Origin of the sequence: Streptomyces antioxidans (genome assembly GCF_000968685.2) — a bacterium.
Lineage (GTDB): Bacteria > Actinomycetota > Actinomycetes > Streptomycetales > Streptomycetaceae > Streptomyces > Streptomyces antioxidans.
This window is the reverse complement of the sequence record NZ_LAKD02000072.1, coordinates 137,593-145,790: the sequence shown is the minus strand read 5'-3', so window position 1 is coordinate 145,790 and position 8,198 is coordinate 137,593. Positions and strand designations below refer to the sequence as shown.

7 protein-coding genes and 1 riboswitch are annotated in these 8,198 nt (G+C 75.3%); all 7 genes read left to right on the top strand.

Annotated features, from left to right (window positions below; all coding sequences use genetic code 11):
- The first annotated feature begins 63 nt into the window (after positions 1–63).
- Positions 64–315 (top strand): hypothetical protein, encoded by a 252-nt coding sequence (locus VT50_RS25665; protein WP_046090847.1) that lies wholly within the window; start codon positions 64–66, stop codon positions 313–315.
- A 142-nt stretch (positions 316–457) separates the two neighbouring features.
- A riboswitch (cobalamin riboswitch) is annotated at positions 458–675 on the top strand.
- 146 nt (positions 676–821) lie between these two features.
- A complete protein-coding gene (locus tag VT50_RS25660; protein WP_046085723.1) occupies positions 822–1,805 on the top strand; it encodes a cobalamin biosynthesis protein in 984 nt (327 codons plus the stop codon).
- Positions 1,802–3,406 carry a cobyric acid synthase gene (locus VT50_RS25655; RefSeq protein ID WP_046085722.1) on the top strand — a complete coding sequence of 535 codons (1,605 nt, stop codon included), beginning with the start codon at positions 1,802–1,804 and terminating at the stop codon, positions 3,404–3,406. Before VT50_RS25660 ends, VT50_RS25655 begins: the two co-directional genes overlap by 4 nt.
- A gap of 58 nt (positions 3,407–3,464) precedes the next feature.
- A complete protein-coding gene (locus VT50_RS25650) occupies positions 3,465–5,594 on the top strand; it encodes a putative cobaltochelatase (RefSeq protein WP_046085721.1) in 2,130 nt (709 codons plus the stop codon).
- Complete coding sequence (cobO, locus tag VT50_RS25645; protein WP_046085720.1) at positions 5,594–6,190, top strand: cob(I)yrinic acid a,c-diamide adenosyltransferase; 597 nt, start codon at positions 5,594–5,596, stop codon at positions 6,188–6,190. Before VT50_RS25650 ends, cobO begins: the two co-directional genes overlap by 1 nt.
- Positions 6,184–7,635 (top strand): cobyrinic acid a,c-diamide synthase CobB, encoded by a 1,452-nt coding sequence (locus VT50_RS25640; protein ID WP_046085719.1) that lies wholly within the window; start codon positions 6,184–6,186, stop codon positions 7,633–7,635. Before cobO ends, VT50_RS25640 begins: the two co-directional genes overlap by 7 nt.
- Positions 7,636–7,654: 19 nt before the next feature.
- Positions 7,655–8,155, top strand: a complete 501-nt coding sequence (locus VT50_RS25635; RefSeq protein ID WP_046085718.1) for a cobalamin biosynthesis protein — start codon at positions 7,655–7,657, stop codon at positions 8,153–8,155.
- Positions 8,156–8,198: the final 43 nt, after the last annotated feature.

The following is an 8,198-nucleotide window of genomic DNA, read 5'->3' as shown; positions in this document are numbered from 1 at the left end:
GCCCCCAGCAGACCCCCACCCCCGCCGCCGCGAGCAGCACCACCCGCTAAGGAGCCAGGAAACATGAGCATCGACTGGGCGGCACTCGGCCAGGTCTTCGGCATCAGCCTCGCGGTGACGGTCGCCATGGTGGGCGTCTTCACCCTGGGCATCGTCGGCACCTCCCGTAAGGGGGCGCCGGAACAGGGCGGCACGGCCGCCGTCGTGCCCGGGGGCGCGGTGGGCGCCTCCCCGCTCGCGCGCACCGGCGCGTACGCCTGCTTCGCGGTGTGCGCCGCGGTGGTGGCGTACGGCATCTATCTGATCGTCGCCTGAGGGCCCCGCTTCACCGAACGCCCCACAAGCCGCCGGATGATGGCGCTGACCAGCGCCGACCATCCGGCGGCCGTCCTGTGGGTGACGGTTGGCTGTGGGGCTCGGCACACTCGGGCGTCCCGGGTCATATGCGAGTTGACGGCCATTCGCGGCCCATGGTGGACTTCCCGAGCCAAACGGCGGCAGGAGAGGAAGCCGGTGAGAATCCGGCGCGGTCCCGCCACTGTCACCGGGGAGCAGCCTCCCATCGCCTGTATGGGGTCACGGCCCGTCCGTACGGTTCGTCGCGTACGCGGGGCTGGAAGACCGGGAGGGCCGCGGATCCGGGAGCCAGGAGACTCTCACCGCCGGTCACGTCGAACCAGGGCGAGGACCCTGAGTGAGGACATACCGCCATGCCCGGCACCGCCACGCCGCCAGCCCTCCCTGTCCGCCTCGGCTCCTCCGGCCCCTGCGGCCCGTCCGGTCCCGTATCGCCGCGCCGAGGCGTGACGGCGGCCTGACGGATGCGTGCCGACCACGCCTCGTTCGCGTGCGGTGCGGCCCTCGGCTTCCTCGGCGACCTCGCCACGGGTGATCCGCGCCGCGGCCATCCGGTGGCCGCGTTCGGGCGCGCCGCCGCGGCCGTCGAGCGCCGCGTGTGGCGCGACCACCGGGGTTACGGGGCCCTGCACACCGCGTTGTGCGCGGGCGGCGTGGCCGCCGGTGCCGCGCTGCTGACCCGCGCCGTACGGGGCCTTGACGGCCGCCGTGGCGCGGAGGCCGCGCTGACCGCCGCCGCCACCTGGGCGGTGCTGGGCGGCACGAGCCTGGGCCGTGAGGCACGGGCCGTCAGCGGGGCACTGGCCGCAGGGGACCTCGAGGTCGCCCGGGAGCGGCTGCCGCATCTGTGCGGCCGCGATCCGCAGGCGCTGGACGGGCCGCGGATCGCCCGCGCGGTGGTCGAGTCGGTCGCCGAGAACACCTCCGACGCCGTCGTGGGCGCGCTGGTGTGGGGCGCCGTGGGCGGTGTGCCGGGGCTCATGGGGTTCCGCGCCGTCAACACCCTGGACGCCATGGTGGGCCACACGTCGCCGTGCTACCGGCGGTTCGGCTGGGCGGCGGCCCGGCTGGACGATGTGGCCGGCTGGCCCGGTGCGCGCCTTACGGCGGTCCTGGCGACGCTGGCGGGTCCGGATCCGCGCGGTGCGTGGCGTGCCTGGCGGCGGGACGGCCGGCGTCATCCGAGCCCCAACGCGGGCCCCGTGGAGGCGTCCTTCGCGGGCGCGCTCGGCGTCCGGCTGGGCGGCACCCTCGCGTACGGCGGCCGGGTCGAGCACCGGCCGGTGCTCAACTCCGGCGGGCGGCCGGTGGAGTCGGCAGACATCGAGCGGGCGGTACGGCTGTCGCGGCGCGTCGGCGTCCTGGCGCTCGGGGTGTCCATAGCGGCCCGCCCTGCGCTGAGCGCGTTGACGGGGCGGCCCCGGGCCCTGGGGAGGGGCGGCGGATGAGCGGGATACGCGGTAAGGGCGGCACGGACGGTTCGGGGGCGCGCGGTGGAGGGCTGCTCGTCGCGGGCACGACCTCCGACGCGGGCAAGAGCGTGGTGACGGCCGGGATCTGCCGCTGGCTCGCCCGTAAGGGCGTCAGCGTGGTGCCCTTCAAGGCGCAGAACATGTCGCTCAACTCCTTCGTCACCCGGGAGGGTGCGGAGATCGGGCGGGCCCAGGCCATGCAGGCCGCCGCCGCACGCGTCGAGCCCAGCGCGCTGATGAACCCGGTCCTGCTGAAGCCGGGCGGCGACCGCAGCAGCCAAGTGGTGCTGCTGGGCAAGCCGGTGGGCGAGCTGAGCGCGCGCGGGTACTTCGGCGGGCCCGGAGTCCCCTCGCCCGGCGAAAGGCCCGCTGCGGGGCGGGAGGGGCTGCTGGGGACCGTCACGGAGTGCCTGGAGGAGCTGCGGCGCAACCACGACGCGGTGATCTGCGAGGGCGCGGGCAGCCCGGCCGAGATCAATCTGCGCCGCACCGACATCGTCAACATGGGGCTGGCGCGGGCCGCCGGGCTTCCGGTCGTGGTGGTCGGGGACATCGACCGCGGCGGCGTCTTCGCGTCCTTCTTCGGCACGACCGCGCTGCTGTCGGCGGCGGACCAACGCCATGTGGCCGCCTACGTGGTGAACAAGTTCCGCGGCGATGTCAGCCTTCTGGAGCCCGGTCTCGAGATGCTGCGCGACCTCACCGGGCGCCCGACCGTGGGGGTGCTCCCGTTCGCCCACGGCCTGGGCATCGACGAGGAGGACGGGCTGCGGGTGTCGCTGCGCGGCACGGTGCGGGAGAGCGTCGTGGCGCCTCCTTACGGCGCGGATGTCCTGCGGATCGCGGTGGCCGCCGTGCCGCTGATGTCCAACTTCACGGACGTGGACGCGCTGGCGGCGGAGCCGGGCGTGATCGTGCGGTTCGTGGACCGGCCCGAGGAGCTGGCCGACGCCGATCTGGTGGTGCTGCCGGGCACCCGGGGCACCGTAAGGGCGCTGCAGTGGCTGCGTGAGCGCGGGCTGGCCGACGCCATCGCCCGGAGGGCCGCCGAGGGCCGTCCGGTGCTGGGCCTCTGCGGCGGCTTCCAGGCGCTAGGGGAGCGCATCGAGGACGAGGTCGAGTCGAGGGCCGGGACGGTCACCGGGCTCGGGCTGCTGCCGGTGCGGGTGCGGTTCGCGGCCGAGAAGACCCTGGCCCGGCCGGTGGGCGAGGCGCTCGGCGAGCCGGTGGCGGGCTACGAGATCCACCACGGGGTCGCCGAGCTGCTGGACGGGGCCGAGGAGCCCTTCCTGGACGGCTGCCGGGTGGGCTCGGTGTGGGGCACCCACTGGCACGGCTCGCTGGAGAGCGACGGCTTCCGGCGGGCGTTTCTGCGGCGGGTGGCCGCCACGGCGGGCCGGGCGTTCGTACCGGCGCCCGACACCCGCTTCGGCGAGCTGCGCGAGGAACAGCTCGACCGCCTCGGTGACCTGATCGAGGAGCACGCCGACACGGACGCGCTGCTGCGGCTCATCGAGGAGGGCGTCCCGGACGGGCTGCCGTTCGTCCCTCCGGGGGTGCCAGGGGGGACGACTTGAGAAGCCCCCGCCCCCACACCGGACCGCCGTACCCACGCACCCCAGGAGGTATCGCCGCGTGACCACCACCTATCCCTTCAGCGCGATCGTCGGCATGGACGGCCTGCGGCTCGCCCTGCTCCTCAACGCCGTCTCGCCCGCCGTGGGCGGCGTCCTGGTGCGCGGCGAGAAGGGCACGGCCAAGAGCACCGCCGTAAGGGCGATCGCCTCGCTGCTGCCCGAGGTGGACGTGGTGGCCGGGTGCCGGTTCTCCTGCGATCCGGCCGCGCCCGACCCGTCCTGCCCGGACGGGCCCCATGAGGCGGGCACGGGCGAGGCGCGCCCCGCGCGGATGGTCGAACTGCCCGTGGGCGCCTCCGAGGACCGGCTGGTGGGCGCGCTCGACATCGAGCGTGCGCTGTCGGACGGGGTGAAGGCGTTCGAACCCGGGCTGCTCGCGGACGCCCACCGCGGGGTGCTCTACGTCGACGAGGTCAATCTGCTGCACGACCATCTGATCGACCTGCTGCTCGACGCGGCCGCCATGGGCGCCTCCTACGTGGAGCGCGAGGGGGTGTCCGTACGGCATGCGGCGCGCTTCCTCCTGGTGGGCACGATGAACCCCGAAGAGGGCGAGCTGCGGCCGCAGTTGCTGGACCGCTTCGGCCTCACGGTGGAGGTCGCGGCGTCCCGGGACACCGGGGAGCGCGTCGAGGTGGTGCGGCGTCGGCTGGCGTACGACGAGGACCCCGAGGGGTTCGCGGCGCGCTGGGCGGCGGACGAGGAGGCCCTGCGGGAGCGCATCGCGGCGGCCCGCGCCCTGCTGCCGCGGGTGGGTCTCGGCGACCGTGCGCTGCGGCAGATCGCGGCGGTGTGCGCCGGGTTCGAGGTGGACGGGATGCGCGCGGACATCGTGACGGCCCGTACGGCGACCGCCCTGGCCGCCTGGGCGGGGCGCACCGATGTACGGACCGAGGACGTACGGGGGGCGGCGCTGCTGTCGCTCCCCCACCGGCGGCGGCGGGCGCCGTTCGACGCGCCGGGGCTCGACGAGGACAAACTCGACGAGATCCTGCGGCGGTTCGAGGAGGACGACCCGGAGCCGGATCCGGACCCCGGCCCCGGCGACGGGCCGGGGCACGAGGACGGGCCGGGCGGCTCCGGGCCGGATGACCCAGGCGGCCCCGAGGGCGGACCCCAGGAGGGCGCGGGCGACGGGGCGCGGGAGCAGGCGCCGCCCGCCGAACCCGAGCCATCCGTACCCGACCAGCGCACGGGTGAGCACGAGACGGCCGACCGCGAGGGCGGGCCGGACGAAGCGGACGGCGGTGCGGGCGGGGCCGGTGGTGAGCGGGCGGCCGTGGGCGCCGCAGAACCGTTCCGGACCCGGCGGCTCGACGTCCCCGGGCTGGGCGAGGGCGCGGCGGGCCGCCGCTCGCGCGCCCGCAGCGCGCACGGCCGCACCACCGGGGCGCGCCGCCCGCGGGGGGCGCTCTCCGCGCTGCATCTGTCGGCGACCGTCCGGGCGGCGGCCCCGCATCAGCTGGCGCGCGGCCGGCGCGGGCCCGGGCTGCTGGTGCGCCGGGACGATCTGCGCGAGGCGGTGCGCGAGGGCCGGGAGGGCAATCTCGTGCTGTTCGTGGTGGACGCGTCGGGCTCGATGGCCGCGCGCAAGCGGATGAGCGCGATCAAGGGCGCGGTGCTGTCGCTGCTGCTCGACGCCTACCAGCGGCGGGACAAGGTCGGGCTGATCACCTTCCGGGGCGCGGACGCCGAGCTGGCGCTGCCGCCCACCTCGTCGGTGGACACGGCCGCCGCACGGCTGGAGCGGCTGTCGACGGGCGGCCGTACGCCACTTGCGGCCGGGCTGTTGAAGGCCCGGGAGGTGCTGCGGGTGGAGCGGCTGCGGGACCCCGCACGCCGTCCGCTGCTGGTCGTGGTGACCGACGGGCGGGCCACCGGGGCGCGGCGGTCCGGCGGTCCCACGCCGGTGGAGCGGGCCGGGCTCGCGGCACGGACGCTCGCGGGCGACGGGGTCGCCTCGGTGGTCGTGGACTGCGAGTCGGGGCCGGTGCGGCTGGGGCTCGCGGGCGCGCTCGCGCGCGAACTGCGGGGCACGCCGGTGACACTCGACGAGTTGCGCGCGGACAGCGTGGCCGCGCTGGTGCGCGATGTACGAACCGTTTCGAACCCTCGGAGGGCCGCCTGATGCCGCAAGGACAACCGGCCGTGGTGCCGGACGACGGACTGACCACCCGACAGCGCCGCAACCGGCCGCTGGTACTCGTCCACACAGGTCAGGGCAAGGGCAAGTCGACCGCGGCGTTCGGGCTGGCGCTGCGGGCGTGGAACCAAAACTGGCCGGTCGGTGTATTCCAATTTGTAAAGTCCGCGAAATGGCGGGTCGGTGAGGAGCGTGCGCTGCGCGTCCTCGGCGACTCGGGAGAAGGGGGGACCGTCGCATGGCACAAGATGGGCGAGGGCTGGTCGTGGGTCCAGCGCGACATGGCTTCCAGCGAGGAGGCCGCACGCGAGGGCTGGGAGCAGGTCAAGCGCGATCTCGCGGCGGAGACATACCGGCTCTATGTGCTGGACGAATTCGCGTATCCGATGCACTGGGGCTGGGTGGACCCCGACGAGGTGGTGGCGGTGCTGCGGGACCGGCCCGGGGCGCAGCACGTGGTCATCACGGGGCGTAACGCACCGGCGCAGCTGGTGGACTTCGCCGATCTGGTCACCGACATGTCCAAGGTCAAGCATCCGATGGACGCCGGTCAGAAGGGCCAGCGGGGCATCGAGTGGTGAGTGTCCCGCGCCTGGTGATCGCGGCGCCCGCATCCGGCAGCGGGAAGACGACGGTCACGGCGGGGCTGATGGCCGCCTTCGCGGAGCGCGGTCTGGATGTGTCCCCGCACAAGGTCGGCCCGGACTACATCGACCCTGGCTATCACGCGCTGGCCATCTCCTCGGCCGCCTCTTCGGGCGTCTCAGGGGCCGGCCGGTCGCGGGTGGGGAGCGCACGCCCGGGCCGGAATCTGGACGCCTATCTCTGCGGTCCGGACCGGATCGCGCCGCTGTTCCTGCATGGGGCGGCGGGCTGCGATCTGGCCCTGGTCGAGGGGGTGATGGGCCTGTTCGACGGGGCGACCGGGCAGGGCGAGCTGGCCTCGACGGCGCATGTGGCCAAGCTGCTGCGGGCGCCGGTGGTGCTGGTGGTGGACGCCTCGTCGCAGTCGCGGTCGGTGGCCGCGCTGGTGCACGGCTTCGCCTCCTGGGACCCCGAGGTGCGGGTCGCGGGGGTGATCCTCAACAAGGTCGCCTCGGACCGTCACGAGGCGATGCTGCGCGAGGCGTTGGAGGGGTGCGGGGTGCCGGTGTTCGGCGCGCTGCGCCGGACGCGGGCGGTGCGGGCCCCGAGCCGTCATCTGGGTCTGGTGCCGGTGGCCGAGCGCCATGCGGAGGCGGTCGATTCGGCCACCGCGCTGGCGGCGCGGGTGCGGGAGGGCTGCGACCTCGACGGGCTGCTGGCGCTGGCGCGCGGCGCACCGCCGCTGTTCGGACGGGCCTGGGATCCGGAGGAGGAGATACACCGGGCGATGGAGGCAGCCTCCGGTGCCGGGGCCCGGGGCGGCCGGGCGGCGCGGCCGGTGGTCGCCGTGGCGGGCGGCGCCGCGTTCACCTTCTCGTACGCGGAGCACACCGAGTTGCTGACGGCGGCCGGAGCGCGGGTCGTCCCCTTCGACCCGCTGCGGGACGAGCACCTCCCCGAGGGCACCGGCGGTCTGGTGATCGGCGGTGGCTTCCCGGAGGTCTACGCCCCCGAGCTCTCCGCGAACGAGCGGCTGCGCACCGCCGTCGCCGGGCTCGCCGCGTCCGGCGCGCCCATCGCCGCCGAATGTGCCGGGCTGCTGTATCTGGCGCATTCGCTGGACGGGGAGCCGATGTGCGGGGTGCTGGCCGCGAAGGCGCGGATGTCGGAACGTCTGACGCTGGGCTACCGTGAGGCCGTGGCCGTCTCCGACACCTCACTCGCCGCCACGGGGACACGGGTGCGCGGCCATGAGTTCCACCGCACGACCGTCGTACCCGGAGCGGGGCCGGAGCCCGCCTGGGGGCTCGTCCACCCGGAGCGTCGTACCGAAGGGTTCGCACAGGGAGATGTGCACGCCTCCTATCTGCATGTGCACTGGGCCTCGGCCCCAGGGGCGGCGGCCCGGTTCGTCGACAGATGTGCGCTCCCTGCCGGTTGAACCGAGGCGGTGAGCTGGCGTGGAGGTCATCGGCCGGGGCGCGGGGTCTCCCCCGCCCGCGGCACCGCTTGTCATCGGGGTCGGGGCGGGCCGGGGGGTTTCCGCCGGCGAGGTGCTTGGGCTGGTCGAGGCCACCCTGACGGAGGCGGGGCTCTCCCCGCGCGGTGTGGCCGAGTTGGCCACGGTGGAGGCCAGGGCCGGGGAGGCCGGACTCCTGACCGCGGCGGAACGGCTGGGCGTGCCGCTGTGCGGATACGCCGCGGAGGCGCTGGCCGCGGTGGAGGTGCCGAACCCGTCCGCGGCACCGCTCACCGCCGTGGGCACGGCCGGGGTCGCCGAGGCGGCCGCGCTGCTCGCCGCCGGCCCGGGGGGCCAACTGCTGGTCCCCAAGCGGAAGTCCACGCCGCCCGGCCGCCCCGGGAAGGCCACCTGCGCCGTCGCCCGCCGCCCGGCGGCGGTCAAATCCGGGCAGGGCGGGCAGCGAAGACCTGCCGTGGACCGCCCCGACGCAGGTCAGTAACGTCTCGGGGCGGAACAGCCCGCCCCTCGCCCACCGTGACACT